The organism is Bacillus sp. FSL P4-0334 (assembly GCF_038004825.1).
GTDB lineage: Bacteria > Bacillota > Bacilli > Bacillales > Bacillaceae > Bacillus > Bacillus velezensis.
The window spans coordinates 930,837-951,827 of record NZ_JBBORX010000001.1 but is presented as its reverse complement, the minus strand read 5'-3'; the positions used below and the strand labels follow the sequence as shown (position 1 = coordinate 951,827).

18 protein-coding genes are annotated in these 20,991 nt (G+C 46.6%); 17 read left to right on the top strand and 1 reads right to left on the bottom strand.

Translation table 11 applies throughout. The features are described 5' to 3' along the window. The 12 genes from walK to NSQ37_RS04725 all read left to right on the top strand — a co-directional run bounded on the left by walK (nt 1) and on the right by NSQ37_RS04725 (nt 14,332). Nucleotides 1–1,836 carry a cell wall metabolism sensor histidine kinase WalK gene (gene walK, locus NSQ37_RS04780; RefSeq protein ID WP_004393106.1) on the top strand — a complete coding sequence of 612 codons (1,836 nt, stop codon included), beginning with the start codon at nt 1–3 and terminating at the stop codon, nt 1,834–1,836. Continuing rightward, complete coding sequence (gene yycH / locus NSQ37_RS04775; RefSeq protein ID WP_160242471.1) at nt 1,826–3,184, top strand: two-component system activity regulator YycH; 1,359 nt, start codon at nt 1,826–1,828, stop codon at nt 3,182–3,184. The genes walK and yycH overlap by 11 nt, the downstream gene beginning before the upstream one ends. Next, a complete protein-coding gene (locus NSQ37_RS04770; RefSeq protein ID WP_012118893.1) occupies nt 3,171–4,010 on the top strand; it encodes a two-component system regulatory protein YycI in 840 nt (279 codons plus the stop codon). The genes yycH and NSQ37_RS04770 overlap by 14 nt, the downstream gene beginning before the upstream one ends. A 14-nt stretch (nt 4,011–4,024) precedes the next feature. Next, nucleotides 4,025–4,819, top strand: a complete 795-nt coding sequence (locus NSQ37_RS04765) for an MBL fold metallo-hydrolase (protein ID WP_007407895.1) — start codon at nt 4,025–4,027, stop codon at nt 4,817–4,819. 86 nt (nt 4,820–4,905) lie between these two features. Further along, nucleotides 4,906–6,102 (top strand): S1C family serine protease, encoded by a 1,197-nt coding sequence (locus tag NSQ37_RS04760; RefSeq protein ID WP_007614967.1) that lies wholly within the window; start codon nt 4,906–4,908, stop codon nt 6,100–6,102. Nucleotides 6,103–6,554: 452 nt separating this feature from the next. Beyond that, nucleotides 6,555–6,764 (top strand): winged helix-turn-helix domain-containing protein, encoded by a 210-nt coding sequence (locus tag NSQ37_RS04755; RefSeq protein WP_015418611.1) that lies wholly within the window; start codon nt 6,555–6,557, stop codon nt 6,762–6,764. Beyond that, nucleotides 6,761–8,179, top strand: coding sequence for a sensor histidine kinase (locus NSQ37_RS04750; protein WP_326365131.1), 1,419 nt, complete (start codon nt 6,761–6,763; stop codon nt 8,177–8,179). Before NSQ37_RS04755 ends, NSQ37_RS04750 begins: the two co-directional genes overlap by 4 nt. Before the next feature lie 231 nt (nt 8,180–8,410). After that, a complete protein-coding gene (locus tag NSQ37_RS04745; RefSeq protein WP_167340962.1) occupies nt 8,411–9,418 on the top strand; it encodes a ThiF family adenylyltransferase in 1,008 nt (335 codons plus the stop codon). Next, on the top strand, nt 9,415–10,737 hold the full coding sequence (locus tag NSQ37_RS04740) for an ABC transporter substrate-binding protein (RefSeq protein WP_031379193.1): 1,323 nt from the start codon (nt 9,415–9,417) through the stop codon (nt 10,735–10,737). Before NSQ37_RS04745 ends, NSQ37_RS04740 begins: the two co-directional genes overlap by 4 nt. A gap of 18 nt (nt 10,738–10,755) precedes the next feature. Further along, nucleotides 10,756–11,946, top strand: a complete 1,191-nt coding sequence (locus tag NSQ37_RS04735; RefSeq protein ID WP_014306161.1) for an MFS transporter — start codon at nt 10,756–10,758, stop codon at nt 11,944–11,946. A gap of 27 nt (nt 11,947–11,973) precedes the next feature. Beyond that, on the top strand, nt 11,974–13,599 hold the full coding sequence (locus NSQ37_RS04730; protein WP_072589768.1) for an ABC-F family ATP-binding cassette domain-containing protein: 1,626 nt from the start codon (nt 11,974–11,976) through the stop codon (nt 13,597–13,599). Between the two features lie 13 nt (nt 13,600–13,612). Continuing rightward, nucleotides 13,613–14,332, top strand: a complete 720-nt coding sequence (locus tag NSQ37_RS04725; protein WP_025285562.1) for a cupin-like domain-containing protein — start codon at nt 13,613–13,615, stop codon at nt 14,330–14,332. Between the two features lie 41 nt (nt 14,333–14,373). Here the strand turns inward: NSQ37_RS04725 and NSQ37_RS04720 are convergent, their stop codons facing one another. After that, nucleotides 14,374–15,789: a sigma-54 interaction domain-containing protein gene (locus NSQ37_RS04720; protein ID WP_051483355.1), complete on the bottom strand. Its 1,416-nt coding sequence runs from the start codon at nt 15,787–15,789 to the stop codon at nt 14,374–14,376. Nucleotides 15,790–15,964: 175 nt separating this feature from the next. On the opposite strand from NSQ37_RS04720, the gene NSQ37_RS04715 reads away from it, so the two are divergent. The 5 genes from NSQ37_RS04715 to rocF all read left to right on the top strand — a co-directional run bounded on the left by NSQ37_RS04715 (nt 15,965) and on the right by rocF (nt 20,907). Continuing rightward, the gene (locus NSQ37_RS04715; protein ID WP_015240946.1) at nt 15,965–16,252 is read left to right on the top strand and encodes an autorepressor SdpR family transcription factor; all 288 of its coding nucleotides are present in this window, start codon (nt 15,965–15,967) and stop codon (nt 16,250–16,252) included. Beyond that, nucleotides 16,249–16,884 carry an SdpI family protein gene (locus NSQ37_RS04710; RefSeq protein ID WP_341123327.1) on the top strand — a complete coding sequence of 212 codons (636 nt, stop codon included), beginning with the start codon at nt 16,249–16,251 and terminating at the stop codon, nt 16,882–16,884. The genes NSQ37_RS04715 and NSQ37_RS04710 overlap by 4 nt, the downstream gene beginning before the upstream one ends. Nucleotides 16,885–17,113: 229 nt before the next feature. Next, entirely contained in the window at nt 17,114–18,319 is a 1,206-nt protein-coding gene (locus NSQ37_RS04705) for an ornithine--oxo-acid transaminase (protein ID WP_025650081.1), read from the top strand. A gap of 223 nt (nt 18,320–18,542) precedes the next feature. Next, nucleotides 18,543–19,943: an amino acid permease gene (locus NSQ37_RS04700; RefSeq protein ID WP_020958097.1), complete on the top strand. Its 1,401-nt coding sequence runs from the start codon at nt 18,543–18,545 to the stop codon at nt 19,941–19,943. A 73-nt stretch (nt 19,944–20,016) separates the two neighbouring features. After that, nucleotides 20,017–20,907: an arginase gene (rocF, locus tag NSQ37_RS04695; RefSeq protein ID WP_007407883.1), complete on the top strand. Its 891-nt coding sequence runs from the start codon at nt 20,017–20,019 to the stop codon at nt 20,905–20,907. The last annotated feature ends 84 nt before the right edge of the window (nt 20,908–20,991 follow it).

Genomic DNA, 20,991 nt, shown 5'->3' with positions numbered 1-20,991 from the left:
ATGAATAAGGTTGGTTTTTTTCGGTCGATTCAGTTTAAGATCACGCTGATCTATGTGCTTCTCATTATCATCGCCATGCAGATTATCGGCGTGTACTTTGTGAAACAGGTGGAGAATTCTCTTCTCAAGTCCTATGAATTATCGTTAAATCAGCGCATTGACAATCTATCCTATTATATTGAGCAGGAATATAAAGGAGATAATGACAGCACCGTCATTAAAGATGACGTCAAACGGATTTTGAATGATTTTACGAAGAATAATGAAATACGGGAGATTACATTTGTTGATAAAAGCTATGAGGTCGTCGGTTCCTCCAGGCCTTATGGTGAGGAAATAGCGGGAAAACAGACGACGGACCCGATTTTTAAACGGATTTTCTCAACAAAACAGGCCTATTCAAAAAAATATTATGATCCTAAAAGCAAAAACAGAGTGCTGATTTCAGCAAAACCTGTCGTCACAGAGAATCAGGAAGTTGTCGGCGCGATATATGTCGTGGCCAGTATGGAAGATACCTTTAACCAGATGAAAACCGTCAACTCGATTCTTGCTTCAGGAACAGGCTTAGCCCTTGTTCTGACGGCTCTTCTCGGTATATTTCTCGCCCGCACCATTACCCATCCGCTGTCGGATATGCGTAAGCAGGCGATGGAACTGGCAAAAGGGAATTTCTCCAGAAAGGTGCGGAAATACGGGCATGATGAAATCGGTCAGCTCGCAACGACGTTCAACCATCTGACGAGAGAGCTTGAAGATGCCCAAGCCATGACGGAAGGGGAGAGAAGAAAGCTTTCATCCGTTATCGCGTATATGACGGACGGCGTCATCGCAACGAATCGCAATGGAGCTATTATTCTTTTAAACAGCCCTGCGCTTGAGCTGCTGAATGTTTCACGTGAAACGGCTTTAGAGATGCCGATTACGTCTTTATTAGGCATAAAAGAGAACTTTACATTTGAGGATTTAGTAGAACAGCAGGATTCCATGCTGCTGGAGATCGAACGTGACGATGAAACGACTGTACTGCGGGTGAATTTTTCCGTTATTCAGAGAGAGCACGGAAAAATCGACGGTTTAATCGCGGTTCTTTATGATGTCACCGAACAGGAAAAACTCGATCGGGAACGCAGAGAGTTCGTTGCCAACGTGTCTCATGAGCTGCGGACACCGCTGACGACCATGCGGAGCTATTTAGAGGCGCTTGCAGAAGGCGCGTGGGAAAACAAAGATATCGCTCCGCGTTTCCTAATGGTGACCCAAAATGAGACTGAGCGCATGATCAGATTGGTGAACGACCTGCTTCAGCTTTCTAAATTCGACAGCAAAGATTATCAGTTTAATCGGGAGTGGATTCATATGATCCGCTTTATGTCACTGATTATCGATCGTTTTGAAATGACAAAAGAACAGCATGTCGAATTTATCCGCGAGCTGCCGGACAGAAATCTGTACGTGGAGATTGATCAGGATAAAGTGACGCAGGTTCTCGATAATATCATTTCTAACGCACTGAAATACTCACCGGAAGGCGGACATGTCACTTTCTCAGTCGATGTGAATGAGAAAGAAGAGCTGCTTTATATCAGCGTAAAAGATGAAGGTATCGGCATTCCGAAAAAAGATGTGGAAAAAGTCTTTGACCGTTTCTACAGAGTGGATAAAGCGCGCACGAGAAAACTCGGCGGCACCGGGCTCGGCCTTGCGATTGCAAAAGAGATGGTTCAGGCGCACGGCGGAGACATTTGGGCCGACAGTGTAGAAGGCAAAGGAACGAAGATTACATTTACTCTTCCATATAAAGAAGAGCAAGAGGATGATTGGGATGAGGCGTGAAAATATAAAAACAGTCATACTGTCAGTGCTGGTCGTCATTAGTCTTGTTTTAACATGGGGAATTTGGACATTCCAGCCCAATTTTTCAGAAGGCACGGCCTCAACCAAATCGACTGTCCGGGAAAAGCATAAAATTGATAAAACGAGCCAAAAAGTGTCGCAAACGGTAAAACCCCGGGATATGTTTATTCATACAAACGGCTCTCATTATAAAGTGGATGATGAGACGCTCTTTAATGACCTGTGGGCGGATTTGCCGCAATGGGAAGTAAAAGGGATGAAGGATATTTCCGATCAATACGACAAGCTCGGTTTTAAAAATTGGCTTTACGGCAGAAACGGCAATTCGGCAAAGCTCGATCTGCAATTCAATGACACCATTCCGATTGATTTCTTCCAAACAATGTTTAAATGGTCGAATCCGTCAATGGAATACAGCTCATTTGACCATATTGTCATTCCGTTTAATGAGAATAAGACAAATAAAAAGATTTACATGGTCTCATACAGCAAGCAGCTGATTTTGGAAGTGACTGTGGAATCGGCGAATTACCGCAATCTGATGAATGAGCTGTACAGCAAAAAGTCGAGTATGCCGTTATACCACCTCTATTCGGTCGGAAAAAGCAAAGAATTTCTCATGCCGAATGCGCGATTTAATATGAAGGAAAAAGAATTTATCACTGAAACCATTAAGACGAACCTGTTTAAGCAGACGCTTTTTAATGATCCGAGCACGGTCAGAGAAGACCCGAATTACAATCGGAATGTGCTGACTGACGGAATCAGCCGTCTGGAAATCAATTCGACACAGCGGCAGATTCAATTCCAGCATCGGAACCTGGCACAAAGCGCTTCTTATCAAACAGGGGAGCTGATTAAGAAAAGCTATAAATATTTAGAGGATACGGGAAGCTGGACGGATCATTATCAATTTTTCAATGTGAGTGATAACCAGCAGCTGAGTTTCTACATGTTTAAAGACCAAATGCCTGTAATTAACAGCACGTCTAAGCCTTTCGGATCCGGACCTGTTTTGACCCTGCAATGGGCCAATGACGAGGTTCTCAGCTACAAGCGGCCGAACTATGTTCTCGGACCGAATCCGATTAAAACAAAAGACGTAAAAATGATGAACGGCAATGAGGTTGTGTCTCTGCTGGAGCAGCAGGATAAATACGACGTGAATAAAATTGACCAGATCTTCCTGGCCTATCAAATGGTCTCTTCATCAACGAATGATCTCGTTGAACTGGAACCCGTCTGGAGTATGAAAATCAACGGGAAGATCGTTCCGATTACGAAAGATCTGCTGGGGAAGGAGGAGGACGATAATGGAGTGGAATAAGACAAAAACGATCTTCATCATTGCCTTCCTCATCCTTGATATTTTTCTCGGCTATCAGTTTTTTGAAAAACGCTCGAGCAGTGAATACGAAGTGATTAAAAATTCAAATGTGGAAAAAGACATGGAGATGGATCATATCACTTTCGGCAACCTGTCTTCTGATTCCGCGACGGGCTACCGGCTGACGGCGGGCCAAAAGGTATTTACCGCCGAAGATATTGATGCTTTGAAAGATCAAAAGCCTTTAATGGAGATGCCGGCGGATGATCACAAGGTTACCACACTGAAAATGAAATTTACCGATCCGGTCGGTTTATCGAAGCAAAAACCGCAAGAGGATGCGGAATCGCTCGTCAGCTCTAAAATAACCGGCGGTGAAAAATATAAACTGTGGAAAGTCGACAAGGATAAAAAACAGATCATTTTTTACCAGATGTATGACGGCCAGTTGATTTATCAGGATTTTGACTCGTCCACGGATGCGATCGGACAGGTGATTCTGCATTTGAACGATAAAAACGAGGTCGTATCTTACGAGCAGACCATGCTGGAGTCATTCAAGCGAATCCAGACGGAGAGCCTGATTCCTGAGCTTGATGCGGTCGAATTATTGTATTCTCAAAATTACTTAAAAGCGAATTGCGCCGTTAAAAGCGTTAAGTTCGGCTATATTGCCCAATATCCGCTGACAAGTACGCAGGTGCTGGCGCCGGTATGGAGAATTACAATTGAAGATAAGTCAAAAGGGACGAAGAAAAAGACACAGCAAACGTACACTGTGAATGCATTGGAAAGCACAGTCATTGATAACAATCAAAATAAATAATGGAGTGAGACACAATGGGCTTGCAATTTAGCGTGCTTGCGAGCGGGAGTACCGGAAACGCGTTTTATCTGGAGACAGAGGAGCACTCTTTTCTGGTGGATGCCGGCCTGAGCGGTAAAGCGATGGACGGGCTGATGGAGAAAATCGGCCGCAAGATAGACGACGTCGACGGCATCTTTGTCACTCACGAGCACAGCGACCATATTAAAGGGCTCGGCGTCATTGCGAGAAAGTACGGACTTCCCGTCTACGCCAATGAAAAGACGTGGAAAGCGATGGAGAATCAGATCGGCAAGCTGGATACCGGACAAAAGTTTTTGTTCCCGATGGAAAGCGTGAAATCCTTCGGCGGGCTTGATGTTGAGTCATTCGGCGTCTCTCATGACGCGGCCGAGCCGATGTTTTATGTTTTCCACTACCAAGGCAGAAAGCTCGCGCTGATGACGGACACCGGGTATGTGAGCGACAGAATGAAAGGCATTATCCGTTCGGCCAATGTGTTTGTGTTTGAAAGCAACCATGATGTCGGCATGCTGCAAATGGGGAGATACCCATGGAGCATTAAGCGGCGGATTTTAAGCGATGTCGGCCACGTCTCCAATGAAGACGCGGCGCTCGCCATGACTGATGTCATCGGCGACGGCACATCGCGCATCTATTTGGCGCATCTGAGCCAAGACAACAATATGAAGGAACTGGCGAGAATGTCCGTGCAGCAGACATTGGCTGCGAAAGGATTTGTCGCCGGGGAAACGTTTCAGTTATTTGATACCGATCCGAAAATCCCGACGCCGCTGTGCGCCGTGTAATTTTTCCAAATGAATCATGATTATTAATCCGCGATCTGACCCACACTATAAGCAAATCGAGTACTCTTGAAAGGATTTGAGATAGGGTGGATTATAATCGCGATGATGAACAGTACGCCTCCGAACAGCCCCGCCGCAGCAAGAGAGGGTACTTTCTATCAAGTCTGATCGGCGTCATCGTCGGGGCCGCGCTCATGGCTTTCCTGCTGCCGTACTGGACAGGCGGAGACCATGGAGAAAGCAGCAAAAGCACCAGCCAGCGTCTCGGCAGCGAACAGGTGAAAACAGTCAACGTAAATGTCAATGACGCTGTCACGAATATGGTCAGCCGTGTATCAGATTCGGTAGTCGGCGTTCTCAATATCCAAAAGACCGATATTTGGGGAGAGGGCGGCGAAGCGGGAAGCGGGTCGGGCGTCATTTACAAAAAGAACGGAAACACTTCTTATATCGTAACCAATCACCATGTCATTGAAGGTGCGACTGAAATTGAGATCAGCCTGAAGGATGGCTCACGCGTGCCTGCTGAGCTGATCGGGAGCGACCGTCTGATGGATCTCGCCGTGCTGAAGGTGAAGTCTGATAAAATCAAATCGGCCGCCCAGTTCGGCAATTCCGATCAGGTCAAAGTCGGAGAACCGGTCATTGCGATCGGAAATCCGCTCGGGCTTGAATTTGCGGGATCAGTGACACAGGGGATCATTTCAGGCACGGAAAGGGCGGTGCCCGTTGACTCAAACGGCGACGGACAGCCGGATTGGAATGCGGAAGTGCTGCAGACCGATGCCGCGATTAACCCCGGCAACAGCGGCGGCGCTTTGATGGATATATCGGGCAAGGTGGTCGGCATCAACTCAATGAAGATCGCTGAATCCGCCGTTGAAGGCATCGGCCTGTCCATCCCGTCAAAGCTTGTCATTCCCGTTATTCAGGATTTAGAAAAATACGGAGAAGTCAGACGGCCTTTCCTCGGTATTGAGATGAAATCCTTAACGGATATTGCGAGCTATCATTGGAGCCAGACGCTGAAACTTCCGAAAGGCGTTAAAACCGGGGCGGTCATTATGGGTGTCGACGCGTTTTCACCGGCCGGAAAAGCGGGTTTGAAAAAGCTCGACGTGATCACCGGGTTCGACGGACATAAGGTCAATGACGTTGTGGATCTCCGTGAGCGCCTGTATCGCAAAAAGATCGGCGACCGTGTGAACATCACGTTCTACCGTTCGGGAAAGAAAAAAACAGCGGAAGTCAAACTGACAGAAGCGGATCGATTACAGAAATAAAAAAACAGCCCGGACAACCGGGCTGTTTTTTATTGATTTATTTGTTAATATTATACTATTATGAAAACGGGAGGTGACACACATGAAAACGGCTGATGTGATCATCGTATTGAATGAAATTGAAGGTGAATGTGAAGGAAGAATTATTTTAGAATGCAGAATTTAAGAACATGAAACATGTTATATTAAACGTCCTTTTTCAGGGCGCTTTTTTTATGCCGTTTTTTCCTGAAGGCGGGCCGCAACACGCTCAGTTGAAATGGGCAGAAAAGACTGATGCTGCAAAATTGAAGCGGCAGGTGAAATTATTGTTATGTGCAGATTGCTCCGTTTTCAGCGTTTCCTTTCACCAATTCAGCTTAGATTCCGTTTTGTTTCAGATAAAAGCGAATAATAGAAGGGGAAGCGAAAAAAATAAACACAGGCTGATACATCTAAGGAGAGACTGCATCATGGAAAAGTTGAAAGGCATCAAGCTGAGTGCAGACGGCGAGTCTGCACTCATTGATTCTTTAACGATGGGGCTTCATTACGGAACGGTCCTCGGGGAAGACAATATCGTCGAGGTGTACACCCGTTCTTTGCGCGAAAAGCTGAAGGACAAAGAACACAAGGTGATTCGCACGGTTCGGGGCGCCGGGTACAGGGTGGATCTGGCATGAAACGGCTGTACAGAACCCTGCGATTCCAGCTCCTGTTCAGGTCACTGGCGATTTTGGCTTTGCTGTTATGTTTCATCGGCGGCACTCAGTACATGTTTATGACACGGACGATGTATGAAAATCAGGCGATCAGCATTCAGAGTGATATCAATTCAATGGATCAAAGCGTATGGAGGTCAATCAAAACCCTTGCCCGTTCCGAAACACCGGCTCATCCGAATTTGATTTACCCCGGGGTGACGGTTGCTTTTATCAATCAATCATACAAGATGTCTGTTTTATCAGAAGACCCGCACGCGGGGGCTGCTCCTTCTTTCCCGAAAAAAGTGTACCGGGATGCGCTGACAGATACAATGGCGCTTCACTATCAGGTGGCTCACAATAAGGCGGGTGAGGAAATCATCGTCGTGTTTCAGGCGATTTCCGTTGACGGAAGGCAGGCGGGAGTTGTGCAGATGAGCACGCTGACCCAGCCTTTGAATGATTCGCTTTTCCGCCAGATCAGCATTTTCGCGGTGCTTTCCTTTGCGGCTTTGGTCATCGGCCTGTTTGTTTTCTTGCCGGTGATCCGGCTCACACTCAAGCCGCTGTCCCGCATTGTGCGTATGATGGGTGACATTCATGCCGGCAGTCTCGATAAACGGCTGCCGATTGATAAAAGGCAGGCCGAAATTGAGTCATTGGGTATCTCCATCAATCAGATGCTGGAACGGATTGAATCCTCTTTTCAGGCGGAAAAAGAAGCGAAGGAGCGCATCCGGCAGTTTGTATCAGACGCATCACATGAGCTGAGAACGCCGCTTATCTCCATTCACGGCTGTATCGAAATGTTAATGCGCGGAGCGGCGGAGAAGCCGGAGCAGAAAGAAAAAGCGCTTCAAAGCATGTACGCGGAATCCGCCAGGGCGAATAAGCTGATAGAGGATCTTCTGTTTCTCGCGAAGATTGACCGGGTGCCGAGCTTTGAAATGAAAAAAGGCGCATTGGGAGACGTCATTTTGGAAATGGAGGCTCAGCTGAAGCTGCTCGCGAGAAACCGGAAGCTCGAGTTCTTTGTCGATCAAAAGATAGAAGCCGTTTTTGACAAAGACAAAATGAAGCAGGTCATTCTCAACCTCTTTTACAATGCGGTGCAGCATACGGATGAAGACAAGGGTGTCATCACCGTCTCCCTGCAGAAAGACGGAGGAATCATGCTTATGATTGCAGATAACGGAACGGGAATCGCTCCGGAGCATGTGCCTCATTTGTTTGACCGTTTTTACAGGGCGGAAACCTCCCGATCCCGTCAATCCGGCGGCGCGGGGCTGGGTCTTGCCATTACAAAAACCATAATCGACAGCCATAACGGAACAATTGAAGTGAAAAGTGAGCAGGGAAAAGGCTCCGTGTTCATCATCCGGCTGCCGGGATAAACCGGGCAGAAGGAAGAAAAATCACAATTTATATGTGAATTCTAAATTTTCAAAAAATAACTTGTCCTTTTCCAATATTGGTGATAATATCTAGTTATTGGTAAAGGGGGTGTGTACTGATGAAGATTGAAGAACTTGATCTTGATACAGAAACAGCAAGCTTGGTGCATCGTTGCTAGTAAAGCCGTGACTCCCCTCATTGGGGAGTTATTATCTTTCAGGGGGTATGTCATGATGTCAACGGACTGTAAGCGCTGGAAGTTTAAAGACAGCGTGCAGGTGCTGACCTACACGGCGCATATTATCATTCAATATCGAAAGGCGATTAAGCTTGCGCATACGAGTGAGATCAAAGAGGCGGTTGAACGGCTGACCATCGGCTGTGAAAAACAAGAGCTTTCTGATCTTCTGGGAGAAGAAGCGGGAAACCAGTTTTTCGATGCGTTAATGAAATTGGATGCTTTAATAGAGCCATGGCAAAACGGCCGTGAAGGCCGCATCACTGAAAAGCAGCTGTACCATTTTGAGAAATACAACCAAAACCCTAATCTGATCCAAAAGAGATTAGACGGCAGCAGGGCAGCGATCGTGGGTCTGGGGGGCGTAGGAACGATCATTCTTCAAAATCTTTTGGCGGCGGGCATGCAGCATTTTATTCTCATTGATTTCGATGCCGTATCAGTACATAACCTGAACAGACAATTCGTCTATAATCAATCTTCTGTAGGCAAATTAAAGATCTCAGAATGCAGAGATTATATTGCGGGTATCAATCCCAATGCGGACGCAGCACTTTACCATAAGGAAATGACACAGCCGCAGGATCTGCGTGTGTTAGATCCGTATGAAATTGATATCGTCATAAATGCCGCTGACAAACCCCATAACATTTCTGAATGGGTTTACCGGTATTGTAAGGAGCGGAATATCGCGTTTATGACCGGGGGTGTCGGCAGCTTCAGCGGCCAATGGGGGCCTCTGCTCACGCCTGAATCCTATCAATCCGGCGTCACCTATGAAAAAAACATGCCGGCCGGACTTCTGAACTGTTACCCCGATGAACCGATCAAAGGTTCCTTAGGAGCGACAAACGGTATTATATCCTCGTTTATGTCTCATGACATTATCACATACCTTGCAGGCGGAAGCCCGAAATCCCTGAATACCCGCATCGGCCTGGACTTTGACGGCCTTCATATTACAGAAACGAAGCTTTCTCAAAAGGAAAGCGCTTTATGAAGACGATGCATCGTACGGCGAGAAAACCGGGCGACCCTCTAAAAATAGAAATCGACACAAGCCCGATACGCTTGAACCCATTAGATACGCAGGATTACACAAGCAAGATGATTTGCAGCATTATGTATGAAAGCCTGCAGGACGGCTATAACTGCCGGATCATCCGCAAAGATCCCCGCACCTGTCAGGTGGACATTCACCCGGACTATTTAGGCGACGCCGAGGGTGTGGTTCAAACGATCATCTATCATCTGACGAAAGAAAATCAAAGCCCCCATCTCGGCAGTTTCCTGAACATAAAACAGGCCGTTCCGTATGTAAAAGGCCTCGTCTCATCCGATCAGCTCGGGGTGAACGTAACAGGCGAAAAACGCTTTGAAGTCACCTTGGACGAGCCGTCTGATGAAATAGAAGCCGTTTTGCAGAGCAGCTTTCTGATTCCGGGGACCGCCGGGGGCGATGTGCCGGAAAACGGCCCGTACCGATTCAAGCGTACGTTTGAGAAGGGGCTGGAATTTGAGCGGAATCCGCAATATAAAATGACGCCCGCGGATCACCGCACGGTTCAGACCATCCAATTTATTTTGAATGATGATCTGGAAAAAAGCATCGGGCTGTACGAAGCGAATCAAACGGACGTGACCTGCCACACCCAGTTTCATCATTCAAACATGAGGTATCGGCAGTATGCTGATTTTAAAGAAAATCATTTGCCGATGTTATTTACCTTCAAGGTAAAGGACGACATGCTGAGAACTTTTATTCAGCATTATTTTGATAAACAAAAGCTGGCCGGGGATTTGGGGCATATCATCACACCGACTGATTCACTGATCGGTATATGGGAAAGCGGGAGGACACCGCAGAAAGATCCGCCTCTTTTGACAAGAGAAGAACCGATCCGAATCGTTTATGCCGATTATTATCCCAACGGAGAGATCATTGAAAGGCTGGCTGATTTGTTTCGGCGGGCCGGAGCGGACGTGTCCGTCTCCCGCGTCAGTCATTTCAATGATTATTACCATATGGATAAAAGCGGGTTTGATATTGAGCTCCATTTGTTCCTGCCGGCTTACATGCATGAGCTGAGCTATATCAAATATTTTATCCGCGACATCAGCGATCCAGAGAAGAAAAAAACGATCATTGATGCCATAGGATCTGAAAAAAAGAAGGAACTTTTTGGGTTATTCGAGAATACAACTCATTATTGCCCAATTTGTTTTGGGAAAAGTCTGTATCTGCAAGATCCATGTATAGAGGGTTTTAGTGTAAAGACTGACGGGCTCCTTTCTGTTCATGATGTTAAATGCAGATAGCTGGAAAGGGGTATTCATTTGCGGAATCGAAATTTGCTTTACTTCTCCGGTTTTTTCGGAAACTTCTTTTTCGAACGGGGAATTTGGATTTTATATTTAACAAGTATGAATTATTCATTGTTTCTTGTGGGCATCCTGCAATCGGTCCTGAATTTGGCGATGTTTCTGGCGGAAGTGCCGAGCGGCGTCATCTCGGACAGAATCGGGAGAAAAAAATCGCTCTTGCTCGGCCATTTTATGGTCATTGTCTATTTGGTGATGTTCCTGAGCTTCCATAACTTCATCGCCCTCTTCATCGCCCATATTATATACGGTATCGGGCTGACGTTTATATCAGGAACGGATCATGCCTTTTTGTTTGATTCACTGAAAGAACAAGGGAAAGAAAAGTGGTACGGCAAATCCATCGGAAATTATAACGGACTTGTCATACTCGGTCTTGCGATCGCCATGGGCATCGGCGGCTACTTGCAGGAAATATCATGGTCGTATGTGTTTATCGCCGGGATTGTCACTCAGCTGATTGCAATGGCGGTCATTACACAGCTGACGGAAATTAAATTTGAAAACAGTGAACACGAAACGCAGACGGTCGGTGACATCTTAAAAGAAGTCAAAGATTTCTTCAGGCTGAACAAAGCCTTTAAATATCTGGTGCTGTCACTCTCCGTTTTCTTTGCGATTACATCGGTTTTTTATATGTACGGACAAGATCTGTTAAGTCAGGAAGGGCTGTCCGTGCGCAATATATCCATTATTTTTGCGGGACTGTCCATCTTGCAGGCGCTGTGCTCCATCTTTTCTTCCAAGCCGGCGGAAAAATTCACGCCGAGGCGCGTGCTTCTGCTGACATTCTGCATCATCGGGGCGGCCTACCTGTTTATACCTTCGGGCAGTCTGTACGTGACGATTGCAGCTTTTGTCGTCATTAACGCGCTCTATGATGTGATAGAACCCGTATCCAGTCAGGTGGTGAATAATGAGATTCCGTCCAGAACGAGAGCCACGCTGCTGTCCATTATCAGTTTGATGACCTCGCTCTTCATGTTCATTGCCTTTCCGTTTATCGGATTCTTAACGGACTATTTTGATTCAGCTTTGCTGCTGACCGCAATCGGGGTATTATCCATCTTATTGTCGCTGTTTATGATGCTCAGCTTTTACAAACTGAAAGCGAGCGTCGCCATCCAGAATAAAGTCGAGCTTTGAACCAGAATGACAAAGGGATGATGTGAGTTGCTGAATATTCATAATCTTACGGTAAATTTAGCGGGAGATACCATTTTCAAACAAGTTTCTTTTTTCATCAATGAAGGCGAGAAAGTGCTTGTGGCCGGGCCGAACGGTTCCGGCAAAAGCACGCTGTTCAGGGTGCTTTCCGGGGAGCTTGAGGCAGATGAAGGAACAATTGCGATCAACAAAGGGGCGAAGGTCGGTTTGCTGAAGCAGATCGCTGATCCCCATGAGGATCTGACGTTGTATCAATATCTGGAAAAATCGTTTGAAGCTCTCGCGGCGATCCAGAATGAGATGAAGGCCATTGAGCTGAAGCTTTCGGAACCGATGAGTGATGACGAGCTGACTGCTTTATTGGAAAAATACAGTCAATACACGGAAACATTTGAGCGGAACAACGGCTACCAGATGCATGCGATGATTGACGAGGTATGCAACGGGCTCAGCCTCAGCGAATTAAAGGATCAGCCGTTTTCAAAGCTGAGCGGCGGCGAAAAAACAAAAGCCGGCCTTGCCGAAATTTTAATCCGCAACGACGACGTTATACTGCTGGACGAGCCGACCAACCATTTGGATGTCCATGCGATTGAGTGGCTTGAAGGGTTTATTAAAAAATCGAACAAAACCATTCTGTTTACGACCCACGATAAAACGTTTGCCGACCAAACGGCGATGAAGGTGCTCGAGATTGACGATACCGAGGTGAAGATTTGGCCTTACGGCTTCAGCGAATACCTGAAAAAGCGGGAAGAATTCATCATCGCCCAGTTTGAGAAATATGAAGAACAGCAGAGAAAAATACAGAAGATGAAGGAATCCATCGCCCAGCTGAGAGATTGGGCCAACCGCTCAAATCCGCCGTCTGTCGGCCTGCACAGACGCGCGAATAATATGGAAAAGGCGCTGAAAAGGATCGAGCTGATCAATAAGCCGGTCCGGACAGAGCAAAAATTAAAAAACGCATTTCAGGAAGCGGGCGCCGGTTCAAAAGATATTGTGTTCATTGAAAACGGAAAGGTGACCAACGGATCTTCCCTTTTATATCAAAATGTGAATCTGCGAATAAAGCATAAAGACAGAATCGGCATCGTCGGCAGAAACGGCGTCGGCAAAACAACGCTGATCCGCTGCATCATCGGGGAAAGAGAACTGTCGGACGGCACCATTAAAGTGGGAGAAAATCTTAAGATAGGCTACATTGATCAAAAGAGCCATGTAGGAGATTCGAGTCAGACGATTCTGCAATTTTTTAAAGAAAATCTGCTGACTGAAGAGGGCATGGCCCGGAATATGCTGGCCAAGTACGGATTTTACGGGTCGTCTGTCTTTAAAAAACTTTCCGTCCTGTCGGGCGGTGAGAGAATCAGGCTGAAGCTGTCCATCTTAATGGAAAAAAAGCTGAATGTCCTGATCCTGGATGAGCCGACCAACCACTTGGATATTGAATCTCAGGAAATTCTCGAAAACAGCCTGATGCAGTTTCAAGGCACCATCATCTGCGTTTCTCACGACAGAAACCTGCTGGAGAAGTTCAACAAGATTTTCTGGCTTGAGAATCAAAACGTCACCATCTTTTCAGGTCCATACAGTTACGCCAAACAAAAAAAACGGCAGATTGCCGAATAAAAGGGGAATGGATATGACCATTGACAGACTGACAATCAATGAGTTATCGTACGATCTTTTTGTAAGCGAGTATGCTGATAAGAAACCTTTTATTTTGACGGGGGCAATGGATCACTGGGAATGCAGGCCGTGGACGCTTGAATACATTGACGAACACTATGGGGACAGAATGGTCACCATCCGGAAATCAGATATCGAAGGGGTCAAAACGTTTAAACAGGTAAAGCTTTCCAACTATATCGAGTACATTGATCAGAATGATGACAAATGGTACTGTGACTGGAATTTTACGCAGCTGAACCAAAATGACTTAGACCTTGTCTATTCCGCACCCGAGTATTTTACAAAAGACACATTGAGAGCGGATGAAGAAACGGGACGGGACTGGAAATGGTTCTTTCTCGGTTCTAAGCAGACAGGCACACCGCTGCATCAGGATTTTAACAACACGCACGCGTGGAACGGCGTCATTTTTGGGGAGAAGGAATGGATCTTCTATCATCCGGACGACTCTCCGTATTTGTACGAAGGAAATATCAATGTCTTTGATGAAAAAGACATTGAGCAAAAACCGCTGGTGAAAAAGGCGTCTCCGATCCGCTTCAGACAAAAGGCGGGAGAAATCATTTACGCGCCGCGCCATTGGTGGCATCAAGTCGAGAATACGGAACATACATTGGCAGTGAGTGAGAACTTTTGGTTTACCGGAGAGCGGCTTGCCAATCAGATATAAACGAAAGGCTGAGGAGCATCTCAGCCTTTTTTTGTATGGATTCATTTCATCCGGTCCAGACCGAATTTTTTCAGGCGGTATTGCAGGCTCTGTCTGCTGATTCCGAGCTCGTTTGCCGTTTTGGATATGTTATTGCCGTGTTTTCTCAGGGTTTTTTCGATCATGTATTTTTCGAAGTTTTCCATTTTGTCTTTTAAATCGGTGCCGGGCTGGGTGCTTGCGGCGGCTTTGGTTTCCGTGTCAGCCGGTTTGATTTTCATCCGGTATTGGTAAGGCAGGTGGGCCGCCGTAATCGTCGTTTCATCCGTCATAAAGTTCATGGCGCCTTCAATCATATGTTCAAGCTCGCGGATGTTGCCCGGCCAGTCATATTCCAGGAAGAATCGCTGCACATCGTCACTGATCGAATCGACATGCATTTGGAACAGGTGATTGTTTTTCTGGATAAAGACTTCGGCCAGAGGCAGAATGTCCTCCTTGCGCTCCCGGAGCGGCGGAATGATCAGTGTGACAACGCTTAAGCGGTAGTATAAATCTTTGCGCAGCCGCTCTTCTGAAATGGCGGTGATCGGGTCTTCATTCATCGTGGCGATGATGCGGACGTCAATCGGTTTGTCCTGAGCTGATCCGATGCGCCTGATTTTCTTTTCCTGAAGGGCGCGGAGCAGTTTTGCCTGCAGGCTGAGATTGAGCGAGTTGATCTCATCAAGGAGCAGGGTGCCTCCCTGCGCCTGCTCAAATAAGCCGGGCTGGTCGATGGCTCCGGTAAAGGCGCCTTTTTTCGTGCCGAATAAAATACTTTCGACCAGGCTGTCCGGCAGGGCGGCGCAGTTTTGTGAGATGAACGGGGCGCCTGAGCGCTGGCTGCCGTTGTGAATGCTTTGGGCGAACAGTTCCTTGCCCGTTCCCGTCTCGCCGGCCAAAAGCACCGATGATGATGTGCGGGTTGCCCGTTTTGCGTTTTCGATGACTTCCCGAATAACCGAGCTGTTGCCGAGAATACTGTCAAACGTGTAGCTGTTCTGTTCTTTCCTGTGCATGTTCTCCCTGATCAGCCGTTCGAGCTTGGTGACGTCCTTGGCGATTTCCACGGCGCCCTTGATCTCGCCGTTTTGCACAATCGGGAAGGTGTGGTTGATCGTCGTGATTTCCTGGCCTTTGTTATTGAAATAGCTTTGCTTCACATTTTTAATCGTTTTGCCTTCTTGAAGGGCCTGAACGAGCGTGCTGTCCTGCTGATTGGAAAACATAAATACATCAGTCAGGTTTTTATGCAGGACGTCCCGTTCATCCATATCTTCAATCTGCATCATTTTCTTATTGTAAATGACGGTGCTGCCCTTCTCGTCCACCACATGCAGCCCGACATCAATCTCTTCCAGAATGCTTTGTAACACGAGTGTGTAAAATTCGCTGGTTGTGTGCAGGTCAATTCCTCCTCTCAATCGTCTTAACATTCATTATTTTAAAATAAATCGAACAGGAAACGCAAAAAAATTTTGCGCTTGGACGATGTTTAAAAATAAATGGAAATTGAGGTAATAAAACCATTGACTTTTTTAGGAAAATGGGTTGATATTTAGATATATACTTAAATATCTAAATCATGTATGTATGAGAGGGGGAAAGTTTTTGAATAAAGCTTTTAAAGCACTGGCCGATCCTACAAGGAGAAGAATTTTGGATTTATTAAAGAAACAAGACATGACGGCTGGAGAAATTGCGGAACACTTCGACATGTCAAAACCCAGTATTTCTCATCACCTTACCATATTGAAAAATACTGATTTGGTTCACGATGAGAGGAAAGGCCAATTTATTATGTATTCATTAAATACCACTGTATTACAGGATCTTATAGGCTGGTTCTTTTCTCTGACTGATTCAGAACATGATAATAAGAAAGGCGGGGAATCATGAAAAAATATCTCTTTTCAGCAGGAATCATAGTTTTAACTGTTTTCACATGGGTTTGCACATATTCATCTTTACCGGACAATTTGGCGACACACTGGGGATTAAACGGAAGTGCAAATGATTACCAAACGAAAGCTAATGCGATGATGATGCTTATTGGCATCATGATTATTCTATATATTTTAATGGTTATCATCCCTAAGATTGATCCTAAAAATAACTACAAAACATTTATCCGGCCATATATGGCTATATTTAATACAATGTTTGCGGTTCTGTTTGTCATTAATCTGATTACCATCTTTACCGGCCTGGGATATGATCTCCCGATTACTCATTTAGTAACCCTTGCAGTGGGAGCATTATTTATGGTGCTTGGAAACTTCATTCAGATCGTTAAGCCTAATTTCTTTTTAGGGATAAGAACACCTTGGACGCTGAGCAGTGAAAGAGTTTGGAAGGATACACACAGGGTTAGTTCGAAACTTTTTGTCTTAGCGGGCATGCTCATGATGCTTGCAGCTTTTTTGCCGCCGGTGTATAGAGTGTCAGTCATTTTCATGTCTGCGATCGGCTGTATCATATTATCTTTACTATATTCTTACATTGTATATCAGAGACAATTGAATAAATAACTGTTGAGTAGGAGCAATCTAATTGGATTGCTCCTATTTTGTCAGCGGGAAACGCAAAAAAATTTTGCGCTTGGCTGAAGTTTGCACACAAACTGCCGGAAAATTTTGCGGGAAAAGAAAGAATGTTGGCGAAACATCCCGTTTTTTCGGATTGGCACGGAACTTGCTTTATAAAAAGGGAAAGCAAGATCTAATGTTGAATGATTACAAAACAAGGGGGAATCAGATTATGTCAGCTTTCACAAAATCTCAAGAAATTATCAGCCAAACTTCACATTACGGCGCGAACAACTATCATCCTCTGCCGATTGTTATTTCGGAAGCGCAGGGTGTTTGGGTAAAAGACCCTGAAGGTAATCAATATATGGATATGCTGAGTGCTTATTCTGCGGTGAACCAGGGGCACAGACATCCGAAGATCATTCAGGCGCTGAAGGATCAGGCGGATAAAATCACTCTGACGTCACGCGCGTTCCATAATGATCAGCTCGGTCCGTTTTATGAGAAAACAGCCAAGCTGACCGGAAAAGATATGATTCTGCCGATGAATACGGGGGCGGAAGCCGTTGAATCCGCTGTCAAAGCGGCGAGACGCTGGGCATATGAGGTCAAAGGAGTAGCGGATAATCAGGCGGAAATCATTGCGTGTATCGGCAACTTCCACGGCAGAACGATGCTTGCGGTATCCCTTTCTTCAGAAGATGAGTATAAACGCGGTTTCGGACCTATGCTTCCGGGTATAAAATTAATTCCATACGGAGACGCAGAAGCGCTGCGCCGGGCGATCACGCCGAACACAGCCGCTTTCTTATTCGAACCGATTCAGGGAGAAGCGGGCATCGTCATTCCGCCGGAAGGATTTTTACAAGAAGCGGCCGCCATTTGTAAGGAAGAAAATGTGCTTCTGATCGCTGATGAAATTCAGACGGGACTCGGCCGCACAGGGAAAACATTCGCGGTTGACTGGGAAAATATCGTACCGGATATGTTCATCTTAGGCAAAGCGCTCGGCGGGGGCGTCTTCCCGATTTCGTGCATCGCGGCGAACCGTGACATTCTCGGCGTGTTTAACCCGGGTTCCCACGGCTCGACATTCGGCGGAAACCCGCTCGCTTGCGCGGTATCGCTCGCATCTCTTGAAGTCCTTGAGGAAGAAGGGCTGGCAGAGCGTTCCCTTCAGCTTGGCCGTTATTTTAAAGAAGAGCTTGAGAAAATCGATAACCCGATCATAAAAGACGTGCGCGGACGCGGCCTGTTTATCGGCGTTGAACTGACAGAAGCGGCCCGCCCGTACTGTGAAAAGCTGAAAGGCGAAGGGCTTTTATGCAAAGAAACACATGATACCGTGATCCGTTTTGCACCGCCGTTAATGATTTCCAAGGAAGACTTGGACTGGGCGGTCCAAAAGATCACAAACGTGCTTCAAAACGCGTAAAACTTTGATGCGGCAATGCTTTCCCTCGGCTTGTATGGAATTTACAAATAAAAAATTCAGCACACTCTATTTGCGCGGCGACAGTATTTTAGTATAATGTATCTTTATGTACGAAAATGAATTTCATATAACATTCATATACAAATAGAGGCTCTTTGGACAGCAAATCGGTTTCAAAGCACCGGCTTGGTTCCAATACAAGTTGCTGAAGGGGTGCAGAATAGTGAATACAAATCAAAAAGAGAATCAGCTTCAGCGCACAATGAAATCACGCCATTTGTTTATGATTTCTTTGGGCGGAGTGATCGGCACCGGGTTTTTCCTGAGTACCGGATTTACAATTAACCAGGCGGGACCGCTGGGCGCGGTTCTGTCTTATCTGGTCGGCGGTTTTATAATGTTTTTGACAATGCTCTGCTTAGGCGAGCTTGCGGTTGCCCTTCCCGTATCAGGGTCGTTTCAGACGTACGCAACCAAATTCATCAGCCCCGCTTTCGGTTTCGCATTCGGCTGGCTGTACTGGCTCGGCTGGGCGGTGACATGCGCCATTGAGTTTTTATCTGCGGGACAATTGATGCTCCGCTGGTTTCCGCATGTTCCCGTATGGGTGTGGTGCCTCGTGTTTGTCGGACTGATGTTTCTTTTGAACGCTATTACCACAAAAGCGTTCGCTGAGTCGGAATTTTGGTTTTCCGGTATTAAAATTTTAGTCATTCTGCTGTTTATTATTTTGGGCGGCGCCGCCATGTTCGGCCTGATTGACATGAAACACGGCGAGCAGGCTCCTTTCTTCTCTCATTTTTATGAGGATGGATTGTTTCCGAACGGCATTAAGGCTATGCTTATTACGATGATTACCGTAAACTTCGCGTTCCAGGGAACGGAGCTGATCGGGGTTGCCGCGGGAGAAAGTGAAAATCCCGAGAAAACGATTCCGCGCTCTATCCGGCAGACGGTATGGAGAACGCTTGTCTTTTTCGTTCTCTCCATCATCGTCATTGCCGGGATGATTCCGTGGAGGCAGGCAGGAGTGGTCGAAAGCCCGTTTGTCGTGGTGTTTGAACAAATCGGTATTCCATATGCCGCCGATATTATGAACTTTGTTATCTTAATTGCGCTGCTCTCAGTGGCCAACTCAGGCCTGTTTGCATCGACGCGTATCTTATATGCTATGGCGAACGAAGGACAAGCCTTTAAATCGCTAGGCAAAATAAATAAACGCGGCGTGCCGATGAACGCTCTGATCGTGACGCTGGCCGTCGCCTGCCTGTCACTGCTGTCTAAAGTGGCAGCGCCGGAAACCGTTTATATGTTTCTCTTATCATTAGCCGGACTAAGCGCGCAGGTCGGCTGGATTACGATTTCCCTGTCGCAGCTGATGTTCAGACGGAAATACATCCGGGAAGGCGGCAAAGTGGAAGACCTGAAGTTTAAAACACCGCTGTACCCGGTGCTGCCTATTATCGGGCTGACGTTAAACACGGTTGTTCTGATCAGCCTCGCATTTGATTCAGAGCAGCGGCTCGCCCTTTATTGCGGCATCCCGTTCATGGCGGTGTGCGTTATCGTCTATCATCTGTATGTAAAAAAGCATAAGCAGTCAGAAAAACAGATAGAGCTTTAAATCTTTTCGTGTCCAAGTCATCTTTGAGAAACCCGCACAGGACAACATACAACATGTTGAGGTGGAAAAACGGATGAACAAGAATATCTCAGTTATTGGAATGCCGATGGATTTAGGACAAGCACGACGCGGAGTGGACATGGGCCCGAGCGCCATCCGCTACGCGCATCTCATTGAACGGTTATCTGACATGGGGTATGCGGTGGAAGACTTAGGCGACATCCCCGTCAATCGTGAAAAACTCAAAAATGATGAAGAGCTGAAAAATCTGAACTCCGTGCTTTCGGGGAACGAGCAGCTTGCCCAAAAGGTGGACAGCGTCATTGAGAATGAGCGGTTCCCTCTCGTCTTGGGCGGCGATCACAGCATCGCGATCGGAACGCTGACAGGAACGGCAAAGCACTATAAACAGCTCGGCGTCATCTGGTACGACGCGCACGGCGACTTAAACACCCTGGAAACATCGCCGTCAGGCAATATTCATGGAATGCCGCTGGCCGTCAGTCTCGGCGTCGGACACGACACGCTGGTGAACCTGGGCGGGTATGCCCCGAAAATCAAGCCGGAGAACGTCGTCATCATCGGCGCGAGATCGCTTGATGAAGGCGAGCGTGAATACATTAAGGAAACAGGCATGAAGGTCTATACGATGCATGAGATTGACCGCCTCGGCATGACAAAGGTCATTGAAGAAACAATTGACTACTTGTCAGACTGTGACGGCGTTCACCTCAGCCTTGACCTCGACGGCCTTGATCCGAGCGACGCACCCGGCGTAGGCACACCTGTCGTCGGCGGCATCAGCTACCGTGAAAGCCATTTGGCAATGGAGATGCTGTACGATGCCGACATCATCACTTCAGCTGAATTTGTCGAAGTCAACCCGATCCTCGATCACAAAAATAAAACCGGCAAAACAGCGGTCGAGCTGGTGGAATCTCTGTTAGGAAAAAAACTGTTATAAAATATGCGCCTCCGCACCTGCGGAGGTTTTTTTGTTGCCACGAGGAAACTAGCGGGCTGCCACCCTCTTTTTGAACCTGTAAAT